Origin of the sequence: Citrobacter europaeus, from assembly GCA_020099315.1 — a bacterium.
GTDB classification, from domain to species: domain Bacteria; phylum Pseudomonadota; class Gammaproteobacteria; order Enterobacterales; family Enterobacteriaceae; genus Citrobacter; species Citrobacter europaeus.
The window spans coordinates 3990438-4009248 of the sequence record CP083650.1; the positions used below are offsets into that span (position 1 = coordinate 3990438).

Annotated in this window: 13 protein-coding genes and 3 tRNA genes; 6 read left to right on the top strand and 10 right to left on the bottom strand. The window is 54.2% G+C overall.

The genetic code is table 11. The features are described 5' to 3' along the window. Nucleotides 1-21: 21 nt before the first annotated feature. The 4 genes from rlmM to LA337_18690 all read right to left on the bottom strand — a co-directional run bounded on the left by rlmM (nt 22) and on the right by LA337_18690 (nt 3036). Nucleotides 22-1122, bottom strand: a complete 1101-nt coding sequence (gene rlmM / locus LA337_18675; protein ID UBI15173.1) for a 23S rRNA (cytidine(2498)-2'-O)-methyltransferase RlmM — start codon at nt 1120-1122, stop codon at nt 22-24. Then, nucleotides 1115-1510: a DUF423 domain-containing protein gene (locus LA337_18680; protein ID UBI15174.1), complete on the bottom strand. Its 396-nt coding sequence runs from the start codon at nt 1508-1510 to the stop codon at nt 1115-1117. The genes rlmM and LA337_18680 overlap by 8 nt, the downstream gene beginning before the upstream one ends. 18 nt (nt 1511-1528) lie before the next feature. Beyond that, the gene (gcvA, locus tag LA337_18685; protein ID UBI15175.1) at nt 1529-2446 is read right to left on the bottom strand and encodes a glycine cleavage system transcriptional regulator GcvA; all 918 of its coding nucleotides are present in this window, start codon (nt 2444-2446) and stop codon (nt 1529-1531) included. A 362-nt stretch (nt 2447-2808) separates the two neighbouring features. After that, nucleotides 2809-3036 (bottom strand): YgdI/YgdR family lipoprotein, encoded by a 228-nt coding sequence (locus LA337_18690; protein ID UBI15176.1) that lies wholly within the window; start codon nt 3034-3036, stop codon nt 2809-2811. A 192-nt stretch (nt 3037-3228) separates the two neighbouring features. On the opposite strand from LA337_18690, the gene csdA reads away from it, so the two are divergent. After that, the gene (gene csdA / locus LA337_18695; GenBank protein UBI15177.1) at nt 3229-4434 is read left to right on the top strand and encodes a cysteine desulfurase CsdA; all 1206 of its coding nucleotides are present in this window, start codon (nt 3229-3231) and stop codon (nt 4432-4434) included. Further along, entirely contained in the window at nt 4434-4880 is a 447-nt protein-coding gene (gene csdE, locus LA337_18700) for a cysteine desulfurase sulfur acceptor subunit CsdE (protein ID UBI15178.1), read from the top strand. The genes csdA and csdE overlap by 1 nt, the downstream gene beginning before the upstream one ends. 77 nt (nt 4881-4957) lie before the next feature. Here the strand turns inward: csdE and tcdA are convergent, their stop codons facing one another. Continuing rightward, on the bottom strand, nt 4958-5764 hold the full coding sequence (gene tcdA / locus LA337_18705) for a tRNA cyclic N6-threonylcarbamoyladenosine(37) synthase TcdA (protein UBI15179.1): 807 nt from the start codon (nt 5762-5764) through the stop codon (nt 4958-4960). Between the two features lie 134 nt (nt 5765-5898). Beyond that, nucleotides 5899-6996, bottom strand: a complete 1098-nt coding sequence (mltA, locus tag LA337_18710; GenBank protein UBI15180.1) for a murein transglycosylase A — start codon at nt 6994-6996, stop codon at nt 5899-5901. A 205-nt stretch (nt 6997-7201) separates the two neighbouring features. Between mltA and LA337_18715 the strand changes: the two genes are divergently transcribed. From LA337_18715 to LA337_18725, 3 genes are all read left to right on the top strand, one after another. Next, nucleotides 7202-7278 (top strand) — tRNA-Met (locus LA337_18715). Nucleotides 7279-7326: 48 nt separating this feature from the next. Beyond that, a tRNA-Met gene (locus tag LA337_18720) sits at nt 7327-7403 on the top strand. Nucleotides 7404-7447: 44 nt separating this feature from the next. Next, a tRNA-Met gene (locus tag LA337_18725) sits at nt 7448-7524 on the top strand. 74 nt (nt 7525-7598) lie between these two features. On the opposite strand, the gene amiC is transcribed toward LA337_18725, so the two are convergent. Next, entirely contained in the window at nt 7599-8852 is a 1254-nt protein-coding gene (gene amiC, locus LA337_18730) for an N-acetylmuramoyl-L-alanine amidase AmiC (GenBank protein UBI15181.1), read from the bottom strand. Nucleotides 8853-9086: 234 nt separating this feature from the next. On the opposite strand from amiC, the gene argA reads away from it, so the two are divergent. Then, a complete protein-coding gene (gene argA, locus LA337_18735) occupies nt 9087-10418 on the top strand; it encodes an amino-acid N-acetyltransferase (GenBank protein ID UBI15182.1) in 1332 nt (443 codons plus the stop codon). A gap of 44 nt (nt 10419-10462) precedes the next feature. On the opposite strand, the gene recD is transcribed toward argA, so the two are convergent. Genes recD through ptrA form a run of 3 tightly spaced genes read right to left on the bottom strand, consistent with a single transcriptional unit; the run spans nt 10463 to nt 18715 of the window. Next, the gene (recD, locus tag LA337_18740) at nt 10463-12292 is read right to left on the bottom strand and encodes an exodeoxyribonuclease V subunit alpha (protein ID UBI15183.1); all 1830 of its coding nucleotides are present in this window, start codon (nt 12290-12292) and stop codon (nt 10463-10465) included. Then, nucleotides 12289-15834 carry an exodeoxyribonuclease V subunit beta gene (gene recB / locus LA337_18745; GenBank protein UBI15184.1) on the bottom strand — a complete coding sequence of 1182 codons (3546 nt, stop codon included), beginning with the start codon at nt 15832-15834 and terminating at the stop codon, nt 12289-12291. The genes recD and recB overlap by 4 nt, the downstream gene beginning before the upstream one ends. Beyond that, nucleotides 15827-18715 carry a pitrilysin gene (gene ptrA / locus LA337_18750; protein ID UBI15185.1) on the bottom strand — a complete coding sequence of 963 codons (2889 nt, stop codon included), beginning with the start codon at nt 18713-18715 and terminating at the stop codon, nt 15827-15829. The genes recB and ptrA overlap by 8 nt, the downstream gene beginning before the upstream one ends. Nucleotides 18716-18811 lie beyond the last annotated feature (96 nt).

The following is an 18811-nucleotide window of genomic DNA, read 5'->3' on the forward strand; positions in this document are numbered from 1 at the left end:
GATCCGGCCTTCAATTTTATCTTATCGCTCGTCGCGACGACCGCCGACGGCAGCCCACAGGCGACGTACATGCACGGTCACTTCTTCACGGTCATGATACAGCTGACGCGCCTGAATCTGGGCATTTACGCCATGCTCGTCAAGCTGCGCCTGAATGTAAGCCAGATTTTGCGACACTTCTTCGTAGCGTTTTTTCATCGGCAGCTTGAGGTTGAAGATAGTCTCACGACACCAGCCGTTGACCAGCCACTGCGCCATCAGGGCGGCAACCTTCGCGGGCTTCTCCACCATGTCGCAAACCATCCACGAAATGTTGTTACGATTCGGGCGATACTTAAATCCGTCTTCGCGCAGCCATGTAACCTGTCCGGTATCCATCAGGCTTTGCGCCATCGGACCATTATCCACGGAATAAACCCACATGTTGCGTTTAACCAGTTGATAGGTCCAACCGCCGGGGCATGCGCCTAAATCCACCGCATACATTCCGTTAGCCAGACGCTCATCCCATTCATCAGCTGGGATAAACACGTGCAGCGCTTCTTCCAGCTTCAGCGTTGAACGGCTTGGCGCATCGGCCGGGAACTTCAGACGTGGAATACCCATGTAGAACGGGGAGTTATTGTCAGGCCAGGAATAGCCTGTATAGCAACAGCCAGGAGCGATAAAGAAAACGTGAACCACTGGACGTTTTGGCGTTTCATACTTTGCCAGCACGCCAGCTTCACGCAGCGCCGCGCGCAGCGGTACGGTAAATTTACGGCAAAATTTGACCAGCTCTTTGCTTTCATTGGTGTCAGCAACTTCGACACGCAGATCGCCGCCTTTTTCCACCACGCCCTGCAACATGCCGACAATTGGCGTAATACGGTCTTCCGGCGGTAAATATTGCAGTAGCTCGCCTACCACAAACATCTGGCGAGCAAAAATCAGCGAGCTAAACGGCAACTCTTTCACTAGCTTTTCGGCATCGTCCTGCTGATAGCATTCGAAGATGACGTAACCCGCATTGTCTTTCACGCGGGCAAAACCGAAGATTTCCCGGCGTCCTGCTTTATCCGTAATTTCTGCGGCGCACTCTTTTTCAAAACCCGGGCGACACAACAATACTACCTTATTCATGGCTAACGCCCTTACGTTTCAATCTAATAGCGCCCACTAACATCAGCGCCCAGCCCACAAGGAAGCTGAAACCACCAACGGGGGTAACAAACGCCCACAGGCGTAAATGAGAGAGCGCGAGGCAATAGAGGCTGCCGCTAAACAGCACCGTTCCCAATGCCAGAAACACGCTACTCCAGTAAAACCAAATGCTAATACGTCGCTGCATGGCGACGGCCAGACCAAAGATAGCCAACGTATGAAACGCCTGATACTCAAGGCCAGTCTGGATCCACCCCATCTCAACGACACCGAGGGTTTTACTCAGAACATGTGCCCCAAAGGCGCCCAACGCCACAAAGATAAAGCCACTTATGGCGGCAAAAATCAGCATAAAACGGCTGGTCATGTGAATACCCTACGTAAATTATTGTTCATAACGAAAGCGGAATTTTTCTTGTTCCGTGGCCGCTTTCGCCAGAATCCACTGACGGAAGGCGGCTATTTTACCCAGTTCTGCCTGACTGTCATGACAAACCAGATAAAATGCGTTTTTGCTGACCAGAACATCGTTAAACGGACAAACCAGACGTCCGGCTTCAATTTCGGATTGCGCCATGACGTTATTCGCCAGCGCAACCCCCTGTCCATGGATAGCAGCCTGTAGCACCATGGCGCTATGGCTGAAGATAGGTCCCTGCTGTACGTTGATATGATTCAGGCCAAGCTGACGCGTATAGGCTTGCCAGTCACGACGCGACGCATCGTGCAATAATGTGTGCTTAGCCAGGTCATCAGGCGCCTTCAGCGGTTTATCACCGGTCAATAATAGCGGCGAGCAGACCGGCAATAAATATTCAGCGTACAATTTTTCAACGCGCAGACCCGGCCAGTTGCCGCGTCCGTAGAAAATCGCCACATCAACATCGTCAGCCAGTTTGTCTTCCTGACGGTCCACCGCCTGGATCCTGACATCGATTCCCGGATAAGCTGAGTTAAAGCTAGAGAGTCTGGGCACCAGCCACTGGATCGCAAAACTGGGCAATAAACTAACGGTGAGCGCACCTTTTGCGCTGCGAGCCTGAAGCTTACGCGTCGCGTCGGTTAATTGCGAAAAAATCTCTTTGATGTCGAGGAAGTAACTTTGGCCTTCTTCCGTTAACAGCAAAGATCGATTGCGTCGACGAAACAGCTTTAGCCCCAGGAAATCCTCAAGAGACTTGATTTGATGACTTACTGCGGCCTGCGTCACAAAAAGCTCTTCTGCTGCGCGAGTAAAGCTCAAATGACGCGCTGCAGCATCAAAAACACGCAACGCATTTAAGGGTGGTAATCGTTTTGACATGACTTTTAGGCTTTGATGTTAAATGAATTTAACAATTATCTAACAGGCTGTAACCTATTAGTTTTTTTATCTGAGCCATTATAAATTGTCCGTTGAGGTTCTACCAGCAAATACCTATAGTGGCGGCACTTCCTGAAGCCGGAACGAAAAGTTTTATCGGAATGCGTGTTCTGGTGGGCTTTTGGCTTACGGTTGTGATGTTGTGTTGTTGTGTTTGCAATTGGTCTGCGATTCAGACCATGGTAGCAAGGCTACCCTTTTTCACTTCCTGTACATTTACCCTGTCTGTCCATAGTGATTAATGTAGCACCGCCAACTTGCGGTGCTTTTTTTTGTCCGACTCTTTGTCGATGGACGACTGGTTAGTTATCCAGTTCTACCATCTCTTTCACATCGGTACGGTTAATCTGCTGTTTGTTGCCGTTAGCGTCTTTATACGAAATCATCCCCGTTTCATTATCAGTCTGTGGCTTACCATCAGACACGATTGATCGACCATCGTTGGTGTGCATCACGTAATTCGAACCGGAACAGGCGCTCAGGGCAAAAGTCAGCATACAAGCAGAGATAATTGCGGCAGTCTTTTTCATCTTCTTCTCCTTAAAGCGATTTATGCTATTAAAAATACACTCCGTAACAGGCAAAATTGCTCGCCTAACGCTAATTAGCATAAGACACTGCGCGGACTTTGCCAGGATATCCAGAGTATTCCGATGGTTAGCACAACTCTTGTATCAGCGCCATTTTTGCGCCACGATCGGTTTACTGAACTGAGGAATACCATGAACGCTTTTAACCCCGCGCAGTTTCGCGCCCAATTTCCCGCACTCAACGATGCTGGCGTCTATCTCGACAGCGCTGCTACGGCGCTGAAGCCGCAGGCGGTGATTGAAGCTACCCACCAGTTTTATAGCCTGAGCGCCGGGAACGTCCATCGCAGCCAGTTTGCCGAAGCACAACGCCTGACCGCACGCTATGAAGCCGCGCGGGGAAAAGTCGCAAGTCTGATTAATGCGCCGAATGACAAAACAATCGTCTGGACCCGCGGCACGACCGAGGCGATCAATATGGTTGCCCAGAGCTATGCGCGACCGCGCTTACAACCGGGCGATGAGATTATCGTTAGCGTGGCGGAACATCACGCCAACCTCGTACCCTGGCTGATGGTGGCGGAGCAAACGGGAGCTAAGGTAGTCCGGCTGCCGCTCAATGCCCATTTATTGCCAGATGTTGAAAACCTCGCGCAACTCATTACTCCCCGCAGCCGCATTCTGGCGCTCGGGCAGATGTCGAACGTCACCGGCGGTTGCCCGGATCTGGCCCGCGCCATCACGCTCGCCCATGCGGCTGACATGGTGGTGATGGTTGATGGCGCCCAGGGTATTGTCCATTTCCCTGCTGACGTACAGCAGTTAGATATTGATTTCTATGCATTCTCGGGCCACAAACTGTATGGCCCGACCGGCATTGGCGTGCTGTACGGTAAACCTGAACTGCTGGAAGCGATGTCTCCCTGGCTCGGCGGCGGCAAGATGATTAGTGAAGTCAGTTTTGATGGTTTCACCACACAGGCAGCGCCATGGAAGCTGGAGGCCGGTACGCCTAACGTTGCTGGCGTTATCGGGCTGAGCGCGGCGCTCGAATGGCTGGCGGACGTCGACGTTGCGCAGGCCGAAAACTGGAGCCGGGGTCTGGCGACGCTGGCAGAAGATGCGCTGGCAAAACGCCCCGGCTTTCGTTCCTTCCGCTGCCAGGATTCCAGTCTGCTAGCCTTTGATTTCGCTGGTGTTCATCACAGTGACATGGTCACTCTGCTGGCCGAATATGGCATTGCGCTACGCGCAGGGCAACATTGTGCGCAACCGCTGCTGGCAGAACTGGGCGTATCCGGGACGCTACGCGCCTCATTTGCACCTTATAATACGCAAAGTGATGTGGATGCGTTGGTCTCAGCCATTGACCGCGCGCTGGATATATTGGTGGATTAATGACAAGCCCTCTGTTCGCCGGACACCCGTTTGGCACAACCGTAACCGAAGAGACGTTACGCAATACCTTTATCCCGCTCACTCAGTGGGAAGATAAATATCGCCAGCTGATTCTGCTGGGTAAGCAGTTGCCGGCGCTTCCGGATACGCTAAAAGCGCAGGCCAAAGAAATTGCGGGCTGCGAAAACCGCGTCTGGTTGGGACATACCCTTCATGAGAATGGCACTCTGCATTTCTTCGGCGACAGCGAAGGTCGCATAGTACGCGGGCTGTTGGCGGTATTACTCACGGCGGTCGAAGGTAAAACCGCAGCCGAGTTACTGGCGCACTCGCCCATGGCATTATTTGACGAACTGGGTTTACGCGCGCAGCTTAGCGCCTCGCGTAGCCAGGGCCTGCATGCTCTTAACGAAGCTATTCTTGAGGCTGCTCAGAAAGCCGAATGACGGCGCTGATGTGTCTTATCCGGCCTACAACACCGCACGAACCGTAGGTCGGATAAGCACAGCGCTATCCGACACTATCAGAGTTGGCGCGCCGCTTTCGCCATCATCTTCTTCAGCGCATGTGAGACGGCAACAAAGCCAAAGGTGGCGGTCACCATAGTGGCTGCGCCAAATCCGGACGCGCAATCCATACGTTTTGGCCCTTCCGCCGTCGCTTTCATCGCACATACCGAGCCATCTGCCTGCGGGTAAACCAGCGCTTCGGTCGAGAACACACAGTCCACACCCAGTTTGCCTTTGCTGTTTTTCACTACGCCAAAATCGCTTTTCAGCCGCTCACGTAGCTTAGCCGCCAGCGGATCCTGAATGGTTTTTGCCAAATCAACGACCTGAATCTGCGTTGGGTCGATCTGCCCGCCAGCACCGCCGGTAGTCACCAGCGGAATTTTATTACGCCGACAATAAGCAATCAGTGCCGCTTTTGGGCGCACGCTATCAATCGCATCAATGACATACGAAAATCCCGCACTCATATACTCAGCAACGTTTTCTGGCGTAACAAAATCATCCACCACGCTAACACGGCACTCCGGGTTAATCTGGCGGATACGTTCTGCCATCACTTCAGCTTTTGCCAGGCCGACGTTATCGCGCAGAGCATGGATCTGGCGGTTAGTATTGGTGACGCACACATCATCCATATCGATAAGTGTAATGGCACCAATGCCGGTACGCGCCAGCGCTTCCGCCGCCCATGACCCCACTCCGCCAATTCCAACCACACAAACATGCGATTGGGCAAACAGCTGCAACGCATTTTCGCCATACAGACGCGCCGTACCGCCAAAACGCTGGCGCCAGGCGTCACTGATAACCACAGACATAGAACCTCAAATATAGAAAACAAAAAGAGCGGACAAATACCGCCCTTGATGACTGCATCACTGCCTGATGGCGGCTACGCCTTATCAGGCCTACTCAATAATGTAGGCCGGATAAGCGAAGCGCCATCCGGCAATTAACCGCTAAAAACGTTACCCGCGTTGGCCGCTGTTTTCAGCACCCACACGCGTCCGTAGTGATTATACCACCCTGCACGGTGTCCGGCGTCAGCCCCAATGCCCTGGTAGATATCGAAGTGTTGCCCTTTAATCGCCCCACCCACATCTAACGCCACCATCAGACGCAGTTCGTACTGACCGGTAAACTTGCCGTTGTTGTCCAGTAACGGAACTTCCGCCAGTAACGTTGTGCCCGCAGGAATGATACTACGGTCAGAAGCCACGGATGCACGGCCAATCAACGGTACCGCGCTGGCCCCTTTTACCGGAGCAAAAGATTGCGGTTTAAAGAAGACAAACGATGGGTTCTGCTCCAGCAGCTCACGCACTTCGGCCTCGCTGTGCGTTTCTCCCCAGTGGCGAATGGCCTGCATCGACATATCTTCTTTTTTCACTTCGCCACGGTCGATAAGCACTTTGCCGATACTGCGATAGGCGTGGCCGTTTTTCCCGGAATAGCTAAAGAAGTTGAGTGGGCTGCCATCGCCAAAATCGATGTAACCACTGCCCTGAACATCCATAATGAAGTTATCCATCAGGGAGTTGCTGTACGCCAGAATGTAATTATCGCTTAGCGCGCCAGCGTAGATCTCGGCACGAGAGGGTAAGCGCCCACGTTTTGGCGGCATACGATAGATAGGATACTGAAACTCGCCCTGACGCGTATGGCGCGCCTGAATCACCGGCGTGTAGTAACCGGTAAACTGGACGTTACCGTAATTGTCCGCCCCTTCCATTTGCCAGGCATCAATACCAAACTGGCGCATACTGCGCGTATCACCGCCCGCGCGTAGCCATTGCTGGATAGCGTTGTAGACGTTGCTCTGGTTACCGTACAAACGCGGCGAAGCGCTGCGAATTTGATTAACCTGCTCGGCGAAATCACCGGCATTGATTGGTGCGCCAACCGCATCAGGCTGGTTCACCAGTGAGAAAGGCTGGGTAAATTTCCCGTCTTTATACTGCTGCCCACGATCGGTGGGTTTTGAGGAACACGCGGCGAGCATCGCGACTACTGCTCCCGCCAGAAGATATTTTGCCCAACGTCCTTTCATTGTTCTCGTCTTATGTTGCCTGAATGCGAGACGAAGATAACAAACCCCCGTACCTAATGAAATGCGTATACATACCCCGACGCAAATTTTGAGCAAAAAATAATCCAGAATGCGTTGTTTTTGTTCATTTTCACCCTAAAAACGTGATCAAGGTGAAAAAAGGGTTGCATGAAAATGCGAGCAGAGTATAGTGCGCATCCACGGACGCGGGGTGGAGCAGCCTGGTAGCTCGTCGGGCTCATAACCCGAAGGTCGTCAGTTCAAATCTGGCCCCCGCAACCAATTAAAATCAGAAGCAGTAACGTTACTCGATGGAAGAGTAATGACGGACGCGGGGTGGAGCAGCCTGGTAGCTCGTCGGGCTCATAACCCGAAGGTCGTCGGTTCAAATCCGGCCCCCGCAACCAATTAAAATCTGATGCAAGTTTACTCGATGAAGAGTAAAGACGGACGCGGGGTGGAGCAGCCTGGTAGCTCGTCGGGCTCATAACCCGAAGGTCGTCGGTTCAAATCCGGCCCCCGCAACCAACACATTAAACACCCTGACGGGTGTTTTTTTGTTTCTGTCGCCCATAAAAAAAGCGCTTTTCAGCGCTTTTTTGTTATCCCCTTCTCGCCAGCGTCGCCCCATCGGCAAAGTAGGCTTTAATCCCCGCCAGAATCGACTCTGCAACTTCCTGCTGGAAGGTCGCCGTTTTGAGTTTACGCTCTTCCTCAACGTTACTGATAAATGCCGTTTCTACCAGAATGGATGGGATATCCGGCGCTTTTAGCACCGCAAACCCGGCCTGTTCAACCTGATTTTTATGTAGGTTATTGATTTTTCCAAGCTTGTTCAATACCGCTTTACCAAACTTCAGGCTGTCGGCGATGGTCAGCGATTGCACCATGTCGAACATGGTGTGGTCGACATAACGGTCACCGCTTTTGCTGACGCCACCGATGAGATCCGAGGCGTTCTGGGTCTGCGCCAGATATTTCGCGGCGGTACTGGTGGCGCCTTTGGTTGAGAGCGCAAACACCGACGAACCGCTGGGCTGTCTGCTGGTAAAGGCATCGGCGTGAATAGAGACAAACAGGTCTGCACGCTGCTTCTGCGCTTTCGCCACGCGGACTTTAAGCGGAATGAAGATATCTTCATTTCGCGTCATAAAGACCTTCATGTTGCCCTCTTTCTCTATGAGGGCTCGCAGGCGGCGGGCAATCTGCAGTACCACATCTTTTTCACGCGTCTTGTATTTCCCCACCGCACCGGAATCCTCTCCGCCGTGGCCAGGGTCCAGCATAATGACAATCGGACGATCGCGCCCCGCTTTACCAGGCTGCGGGCCACTTTGCGCAGGCGGCACCTGTTTATCCAGATCGCCCTTGTTGTAATCTTCCAGCAACGCCAGCAACGGATCCTGAACATCCTGGGCATTCGCAGGATAGAGATCCATCACCAGACGTTCTTTAAAGCCAGCCACCGGAGCCAGCGCAAAAAGTTGCGGCTTCACGTTCTGTTTCAGCTCGAACACCATCCGCACGGTCTGTGGGTCAAACTGCCCAACACGCGCCGACTTAATATACGGATCGTCAGGACGGATCTGCGTACCAATGCCCTTAAGCACCGAGTTCAAGTTAACGCCTTCAATATCCACAACCACACGCTCAGGATTACTCAGGGCAAACTGTTTGTATTTCAGCAGACGGTTAGATTCTACCGTGACGCGGGTATAGCTGGACGCGGGCCAGACACGAACGGCAACGACCTGACTAACGGCAGCCAGACCGACCTGGCTGACGCTCAAAAGCCACATAGCACCCGCACCTTGCAGTAAACGGCGGCGACTGATTGCTGAATTGGATCCCGACATGCTTCTCCCGAGCAAAAGAAATCTTTATTGAAGTAATACGTAAAACGTCCGAATTGACCGGAAACTTTAGCGAATGACGCATAATCTGTCATCTATAAAAGGGTAAACATTCTTTTTATATTCACGGCATTACTGAGATAAATCTTCGGGATGGGTAAAAATTACGCTTGCGCACAGCGCCAAAACAGAATAAAAATACACAAATTACGAATAACCATGCAATGAGGGTGTGCCGTGGTGAAGGAGCGTAGAACCGAACTGGTACAGGGATTCCGCCATTCTGTTCCCTATATCAATACCCATCGGGGAAAAACGTTTGTCATTATGCTGGGCGGCGAAGCCATCGAGCATGAAAACTTTTCCAGTATCGTCAATGACATTGGTCTTCTTCATAGCCTCGGCATCCGCCTCGTCGTGGTCTATGGCGCACGACCGCAGATTGATGCCAACCTTGCGGCGCATCATCATGAACCGGTGTACCACAAAAATACGCGCGTTACCGACGCTAAAACGCTCGAGCTGGTCAAACAGGCTGCGGGATTACTTCAGCTTGATATTACCGCCCGCCTGTCGATGAGCCTGAATAATACGCCACTGCAAGGTGCACACATCAACGTGGTCAGCGGTAATTTTATTATCTCTCAGCCACTGGGCGTTGATGACGGCGTAGATTACTGCCATAGCGGGCGTATTCGTCGTATTGATGAAGATGCCATTCACCGCCAGTTAGACAGCGGCGCGATAGTCCTGATGGGGCCGGTCGCCGTTTCCGTTACCGGTGAGAGCTTTAACCTGACGTCAGAAGAGGTCGCCACACAGTTGGCTATCAAACTGAAGGCGGAGAAAATGATCGGGTTTTGCTCGTCTCAGGGCGTCACCAACGATGATGGCGATATTATTTCCGAGCTGTTTCCTAACGAAGCCCAGGCTCGCGTTGAGTTGCAGGAAGAGAAAGGCGATTACAGCTCCGGCACGGTGCGCTTCCTGCGCGGGGCGGTGAAAGCTTGTCGCAGTGGCGTACGCCGCTGCCATCTGATCAGCTATCAGGAAGATGGCGCCTTGCTGCAGGAACTGTTCTCCCGCGACGGGATCGGTACACAGATCGTAATGGAAAGCGCCGAGCAGATCCGTCGCGCCACCATTAACGATATCGGCGGGATTCTGGAGCTGATCCGCCCGCTGGAGCAGCAGGGTATTCTGGTCCGCCGCTCGCGCGAACAGTTGGAAATGGAGATCGACAAATTCACGATTATTCAGCGTGATAACCTGACCATCGCCTGCGCCGCTCTGTATCCTTTCCCGGAAGAGAGAATTGGCGAGATGGCGTGCGTGGCGGTGCATCCGGACTACCGTAGTTCGTCGCGCGGGGAAGTGTTGCTGGAACGGATCGCTGCGCAGGCCCGGCAAATGGGGCTAAGCAAGCTGTTTGTGCTGACCACGCGCAGCATCCACTGGTTCCAGGAGCGCGGTTTCACGCCGGTGGATATCGACCTGCTGCCGGAAAGCAAGAAAGAGATGTACAACTATCAGCGGCGGTCAAAAGTGCTGATGGCGGATTTGGGGTAAGAGTCGTTGCCGGATGCGGCATAACTGCCTTATCCGGCCTACATCTACATCATGCCGTCATTAAATAATGCTGACAATCCGCTGCGACGTTCGGTGCGGGTGGCAATGGCGCCACTCAGTATCCGCTCATCGGCATACAGCGACAGACGGCGACGCGCGCGGGTAACGGCGGTATAGACCAGCTCGCGAGTAACCACGGGTGAATGCTGGCTGGGTAAAATCAACGCCGCGTGGTCAAACTCGGATCCCTGCGATTTATGCACCGTCATCGCCCAGGTGGTTTCATGCTCAGGCAAGCGGCTGGGTTGCACCGATTTGATAGCACCGTCCGGCAGCGTAAACCACACCCTCAGGCCCTGTCCACGATCGAGGGCAATACCGATATCGCCGTTAAATAATCCCAGCGAACTGTCATTGCGCGCGATCATCACCGGCCTTCCCTCATACCAGCGGTTATGCGGTGAACGATGAATTTTACGTTTTTGCGCCATCACCTGCTCGATGCGTTCATTCAAACCGCCCACGCCAAACGGCCCTTCCCGCAGGGCACATAGCAGTTGATACTCATTGAAGGCCTGAATGACAGCATCCGGCTCGGCACCCTCGCGCAGTAAATCCAGATAGTGCCCATAGCCCGCTAACGCCTCATCCAGCATTGCGGCATAATCCTCGCTGCTGTGTAACGTGCGTTTTTCGATGTCGCTAAATCCCTGCTGGAAAACCGTTTTTATCGCAGCTTTGTCGCCGCGATTAATCGCTGCAGCCAACTGACCAATTCCGGAATCGCTGCCAAAACGGTAGCTCTTTTGCAGCAGGCACAGACTGTCGCGCAGAGCTGCCGCCTGAGTTCCCGGCCCTGCCGGAATAGCGCTTCCGGTCAGGCGACTGAGCTGGCGGGCGCGTTCCGGGGTAAACCCGTCACTGACGAAAGCACAGATATCCCCCAGCACTGCCCCCGCCTCGACAGAAGCGAGCTGGTCGCGATCGCCCAGAAAAATCACCCGCCCGTGCGGCGGCAGCGCATCGATAAGGCGCGACATCATCGGCAAATCGATCATCGAAGCTTCATCCACCACCAGCACATCCAGATGCAGCGGGTTTCCCGCATGATGACGCAGGCGCTGACTGCCAGGCTGAGCGCCTAATAATCGATGCAGCGTACTCGCGTCATCGGGAATGCGTTTCTTTTGCTCATCGGTTAGCGGTAGCTCTCGCAGTGCCGCACCCAGCGAGGCGGTCAGGCGCGCTGCCGCCTTTCCCGTTGGCGCTGCCAGTCGAATACGACAGCGTTCACCGTCCGCCATCTGAATCAATGCCGCCAGCAGCCTCGCAACCGTTGTCGTTTTTCCGGTTCCCGGCCCGCCGGAGATCACCGATATACGACGGGTCAGCGCTACAGCAGCGGCCACTTTTTGCCAGTTAACTCCCTCTGATGGCGGAAACAGCGCCTCCAGCGTATGGGTCAGGCGTTGTTCGTCCACCTCAATGGCGTGGTTTACCTCACTGAAAAAGCGCGCCACCGCGCGTTCGTTATGCCACATCCGGTTCAGGTACAGGCGATCGCCATACAGCACCAGCGGCGTGGGTTGATCGCCACGGCTTACCGCCCCGGAAGCCAGCAGGCAGTCCGCCCAGTTCTCAGGCTCTCCCGCTTCAGCGAGCCAGCCGCTTAACAGAGGATGCGCGTCCTCACTCAGGGATAACCGTGAAAGCGGTAAGCAGACGTGTCCTTCACCTGCTTCGCGGCTGAGCAACGCCGCAGCCAGCGCAACGGCAGGGTTATCATTTCCGGCAACCGCCAGCGCAAACTGAGCATCCAGAGGCCTGAGCTGCTTTTGCTCAACGGCTTCCAGTAATCGTTTCTGGATTGTCATGACATCTCCTCCAGCAGCGCACCAGCAAACAACTCATCCATCAAGGCGATCAACTCCCCGTCAGGTCGGGTCGCGTAAATTCCCTGCTGCGGATTCTCACTGTCAACGCCACGCAGGAAGAGATAAATAACGCCGCCAAAATGGCGTTCATAATCATAATCAGCAATGCGATGGCGCAAGTAGCGATGCAGCGCCAGGGTATAAAGTTGATACTGCAGGTCGTAGCGATGCGCCTGCATGGCAGAGGCCATCGCCTGCTGCGTATAGGCTGAGCTGTCTTCGCCCAGCCAGTTCGATTTGTAATCGAGCAGGTAATAACGCCCCTGGTGGCGGAATACCAGGTCAATAAACCCTTTCAGCATGCCACGCACCTGCATAAATTCCAGCGCAGGGCACCCCGCCGAGAGCGGATCGTACTGACGAATCAACGCATCAAGTTGGTTGGCCATCAGCGGCTGCGAAATCGGCAGATAAAACTCCATCTCCACCTGTTTTTCACGCGCGGAAAGATGGCTCAAACTCACGCCCGTCTCGTTGAGAGGCGCTTGCAAAATGGCGTCCAGCCATTCGGTCAAAACCGGCGTCCAGTGCGCGTCATAACCCCCCAACGCTAGTTGCTCTTCGACCCAATGCGGATCCACCGGTTGCGTAAAATCGAGATCTTCAAACAGGCTATGCAAGAACGTACCCGGCGAAGCGCCGCGCGGGAACTGATGCGGTGTAAGTCCTGACTCTTCAATAACCTCACCGACGCCTGCGGCATCGATATCGAGTCGCGGGATCAGATCCTGCGCGATACCATGTCCCCGCTGTTGCAGACCGGAATAACTGGTCACTCGCCAGCTATCGCCGGGCGTACGCCGCAGTATTTTCGCACTCAGTTCGCTGCTAACAGCCTGCGTAACCTGCCAGGGTTCACCGTCAGACTGCGCAGGCGTCTGGCAGGCAATATCGTCGCTACATAGCGCTTCAATCGCGCCACGCAGGCCCGCAGCATCCATCGGCTCGCCTTTTTGCAACAGGCGGCCAAGGGCACTCTGATGCACATCGGTATCCCCTTTTTTATCGCCCCGGCGTCGCACCAACGGCGCAACGCCAAGGCTGCAGTGCCATACCGAACGGGTTAACGCGACATAAAGCAAACGCAGATCTTCCGCAAGGCGTTCCGCTTCGGCCAGCTCAACGCTCTCCTCGGCATCGCTGAGATCCAGCACAGCTTCAAAAGAGCTGCGATCGTGGTAGAAAGCCTGATCCTGGACACGGAAATTGGTGATAAACGGCAGCCAAACCAGCGGATACTCCAGCCCTTTCGATTTATGGATGGTGACGATTTTGACCAGATGCTTGTCGCTTTCCAGCCTGAGCTGCTGGCTGGACGCGTTGCTGTCGGGTTCAAGAATATGCTGGGATAACCAGCGCACCAGCGCATGCTCACTTTCCAGTTGTGACCCCGCTTCCTGCAACAGTTCGCTGATGTGTAGAATGTCTGTCAGGCGGCGTTCGCCCCCCGCCGTCGCCAGCAGGTTTTCCGCAATCTGGCGGGCTGCCATCAGCGCGCGCAGCATCGGCATCACGCCGCGTTTATGCCAGATCTGACGATAGCCATCGAACTCTTCGACCACCGCATCCCAGGCATTTTCGTCGTTATTTAACGCTTCAAGATCCTGCGCATTCAGCCCCATCATCGAGGTCGCCAGCGCGCTACGCAGCGTATTCTCACGCTCCGGCGTCATCACCGCCTGCAGCACCCACAGCAACTCCTGCGCCTCCAGCGTTTCAAATACGCTGTCACGGTTAGAGAGGTAGACGGAGGGAATGGCCAGTTGGGTCAGCGCATCACGGACCAGCGCCGCTTCCTGGCGGCTACGAACCAATACGCTGATGTCCGACGCGCGTACCGGACTGGATGTTTTACCACTGACCAGTTGCGCAGCACCAGAATGTCCGGCCTTAAGCCAGTCGCGAATTTGCGTGGCGCACACCTGGGCCATGTAGTTCTGATAGTCGCCCACGCCACAGCTTTCCCCTTCCATCAGCCACATACTCATAGCGGGCTGCGTTTCACCGTGTAAAACAAACTGAAGCGCCTGGTTTTTTTCTGCAGATTTTACCGGGCTGAAGGGGATTTCGCGGAACATAAAGGCGTCGTCCATCTGGCTGAAAAGCGTATTCACGCTATTGACCATGCCAGGGGCCGAACGCCAGTTGGTATCGAGCGTATAGTGTGCGCTGACTTCGCTGCGCGCCTTCATATAGGTGAAGATATCCGCGCCGCGAAACGCGTAAATCGCCTGTTTCGGATCGCCAATCAGCAGCAGTGCAGTATCCGGCTGATGCTGCCAGATCCGGCGAAAAATACGGTACTGCTGCGGATCGGTATCCTGAAATTCATCGATCATCGCGACCGGAAAACGGGTACGAATCGCCGTCGCCAGCGCATCGCCGCTTTCACTGCGCAACGCCGCATCCAGACGGCTGAGCATATCGTCAAAACCCAGCTCACCGCGGCGTCGTTTCTCTTCGGCAACCGCCGTGCGGATCTCCGCCAGCGCCCGGGTGATCACCAGATCCCGCAGGGTTAACGGTTCGCTAAGCAGTTCATCAATAGCAACAAACAGCGGGTGCTGAGGAGTTATCCCGCCCGCTTTAGTGCGCTCTTCCAGAAAACGCTGTGAGAATTTCTCCAGCGCGTCAGGAAGCTGGTAACTTTGAGTTTCTTCCTGCGCCCACGCGCTGATCTTTTCGATCCACTTCCCCTGGTTACCGCGATTAAATTTACGCCGATCGATCCCGGAGGCTTCCAACAGGCCGTCCAGCTCATCAACGCAATCACGCCACTGCCGCTTGATTTGATTAATGCGCGCGAGAATTTGTTCGTGCCGGGAGGCCAGCGTTTCGTCATCGGACGGCGGAGCCTTGATAACTGGCGCTTCCCCCTGCAGATAGCGATCGATATCCCTCAGCAGCGCCTGCGGTCCTTTCCACGTTTCAAAAATCACCTGCGCAATGTCGCGGGGCAGCGGGTAGCAGTGTCGACGCCAGAAGTCCGCACAGGCCTGATAGCGCAGCAGCGATTCATCTTCTATCAGTTGCTGTTCGAACAGCATGCCTGATTCAAAGGCGTTGAGACTGAGCATACGCTGACAAAAACCGTGGATGGTAAACACTGCCGCTTCATCCATCTGTCTTTCAGCCAGTAACAGCCACTGAGCGGCCTGTTTTTTATCGGCGATTTCATCTAACAAACGGGCGTATAGCGGGTTGTCGGTGGTTTCACGCAGGCAGGCAATTCGCAGTTCATGAATGTTGCTACGAATTCGACCGCGCAGCTCTTCGGTGGCCGCCTCGGTGAAGGTGACCACCAGCAGTTCTTCGACGGTCAGAGGACGAGGAAAGGCGGCAGCGCCGCCCAGTCCAAGCAGTAAACGTAAATACAGAGCGGCGATGGTAAAGGTTTTACCGGTGCCCGCAGAGGCTTCAATCAGGCGCTCGCCCGTCAGGGGCAAGCGCAGTGGATCAAGGGACTCAGCGGCATCATTCATTCTTATCACTCATCAGGGGTAAGGTTTGCTGCAACGCGCTGACGGTCTGCCACACTTTCCAGCCTTCCGGGTGCACATATTCTGCTTTCCCGTTCTGACTGCCGGAAACCTGTGACAGTATCGCCATGCCTTGCGGCTCAACCACCGCCTGATGGAAGAAATCGGCAAGTTTTTGCGGCGTCAGCAGTTTAATCTGAGCCACTATTTTATCACGTGAATCGAAGCGCATATTACCGCGATCAAAATCTTTGCTTAACTGCGAGGCTTCAGCCCCCAGCGTTTGCGGCGCCTGCAGCATTTGCGCAATAATCGCCTGCTGAATTTGCGCAAACTCTTCAGGTTTCATCGCCCGCAGCTTCGCTTCCGCCGTCGGGAAGAACGCTTTATAACGCTCCCAGAGGTAAGACGGCTGCTTATCGCTGCTTTGCAGCAGGAACCCCATTCCCCACTGACGGCCAACGCTCATTGGGAATGCAAATACGGCGTAGCCTAACTGTTCTTCAGTACGCAGTTGATTGTAGAACCACGGCTGAACAATCTGCCCTAACATGGCGCTGTAGGCTGAACTGGCGTATTCATCGTATCCGGTTGGCACAAATACGGCCGCCAGCGCAGAATCCGTGCTGCTACCTGCTTTTTCAAAGATAACGGACTGCTTCTTGTCCACCACCACATCTTTATTGCGACACCACTGTGACCCGTTAGCGCCAAGCTGTTGCTGGATATCCCGCGCCATGGTTGTCGCCTGAGCTGCGCTCATATTACCAATTACCAGGAATTCAGGCCGCGCACCGGTTTTTAAGGCGTCGCGGTAGGTCATCACCTCTTTCAGGGTGATAGAAGGCAGCAGCTTACGGCGTTCATCACGTGAGAAATACGGTACCTGAGAAAGCATCTGCACCGGCATAATGGCCTGATCGTAGGCTTTCCCCTTCTCTGCGGAATCCATCATCTGCGCATACCACGATTTTGCCTGTTCCAGCTGTTCATCCGTTGAGGTGTAGCTGAAATAGCCGCTCAGCAGCGCCTGAAAAAGCTGCGGCAGACGTTGGGTGTAGCCGTTGGCGTTAAGCATCAACCCATTGTTAGCATTGGTTGAGAAACCAATTCCACCTACCGACGCCTGGTTGCTTAACTGATCGAGCGCAATCCCCGCCAGGTAATCGTTAAGTGCGAATAAAACCTGGTTGCGCGCGCTGTCCATGGCTTTCGGGTTACGCAGGATCGCGCTAACGTCAGCCTTCGGCTCACTGGCAAAATACTGGCTCGGCGCATACACCACACGTAAATCCGGCTCATCAACAATCAGTTCCGGGTGGGCGTATTTTTTATCCGTTTTAATCAGTGTGAAATCATCCGGAATGTAGGGGTTTAACTCCGGTAAAGACAGCGCAATGCCCTGCGCTTTTTGCTGCCAGTCGGCAAAGGTTTTGTCGCTGATCTTATCCACCTGGTAAGGCGCATCGACAAAATACGCGGTTTTATTATGCGGTTCTTTCGCGCTGATATACCAGATACGCGCATTCTGCGGCGTCATCATTGCCAGGCGTTGCTCAACGGCTTTCGCATCGTACTGGTCAGCAATATTCACCGCATCCAGCGTATGTTCGACGGGAACACGGATCATGGTATCAGCCAACCATTCCACGTAGTCCATATCACGGGTGATGGAGGGATAACGGAAATCCAGATCCAGCACGTGCGCCAGCTCGTCAAAATAACGTTTATCGACGCCTTTCTCGCGTAACAAATTGAGGTAGCTAAAGATTGCCGCAACAACTTCATCGCGGTTCGCCAGCCCCTTGTCGGTTAACGTCGCGGAAATGGCTAACACGCCGCTGTTCCCGTTGACCACCGGATCGGAGTCTGCGCGAATACCTTCAACCAGGCCCTGCTTTTGCAGCCAGTCAGACAACGTGCCCGGGCTACGATTGCCAATCAGGTAGGTCACCAGTTCATCGGTTTTACTGCGGAACTGCGCGCTGTTGTTATCGATACGAAACTCGACGCGCAGCACTTTACGCGGCATTGCCGGAACATAGTGGATGATGACGCCCTTTTGCGCGTCGGTGACTACCGGTACGGTAATTTCAGGTTTTGCGATATTTCTGTTCGGTACGCGTCCAAAGGTGTCAGCCGCTATCCGCGCCAGCTCTGGCAGCGGTTTATTACTATAAATCACTGCCTTCATCAGGTTCGCGGAGTAGTACTTTTCATGAAAATTTTGTAATGCCTGCACCACCGGGTTACCCGGTTTATCGCTTAATGTCTCGAGATTTCCGCCGGAGAAACGCGAGCCTGGGTGCGCCGGGTTGATGGTCTCAGCGCTCACCTGCGCCATACGCATCCCGTCTCGGGTACGCGCCAGCGTCAGCTCGGAGTTAACCGCGTTACGCTCACGGTCGGCATATTTTTTATCCAGTAACGGATCGGCAATAGCGTCCGCCAGACGATCCACTGCCCCCACCAGCGCGTCGTTTTCGACTTCAAGATAGAAGGCCGTACGATAAGGTGCTGTGCTGGCATTGTGGCTGCCGCCATGCATTTTCAGGAATTCAGCCAGGCTGTCCGGCTGCGGGTATTTTTTCGAGCCCATCAGGCACATGTGTTCAAGATAATGCGCCAGCCCCTGATGATCGTCCGGATCTTCCAGCGAGCCCACGGGGACGACCAGTGCAGAAAGGGATTTCACGGCCTGAGGATCGGATACCAGCAGCACGACCATGCCATTATCAAGGCGCACGGCCTGATACTGACGGGTGTCTTTATCGCTTTTACGGATGGTTTCAGCTAAAGGCTGCCAACCGGTATCTGCCTGACTTACGGGAACCCAAAGGGCGACGAACAACAGTAATGCGCTGAACCAGGTGCTGCGGGGCATTCACAAACCTCATCATTAACGTATTCACCTGTTCACTGCAAAGCACGTATGAATACGTGGTCTGAACAGGGCAAGACTCTGTGCTGAACGAGCCAG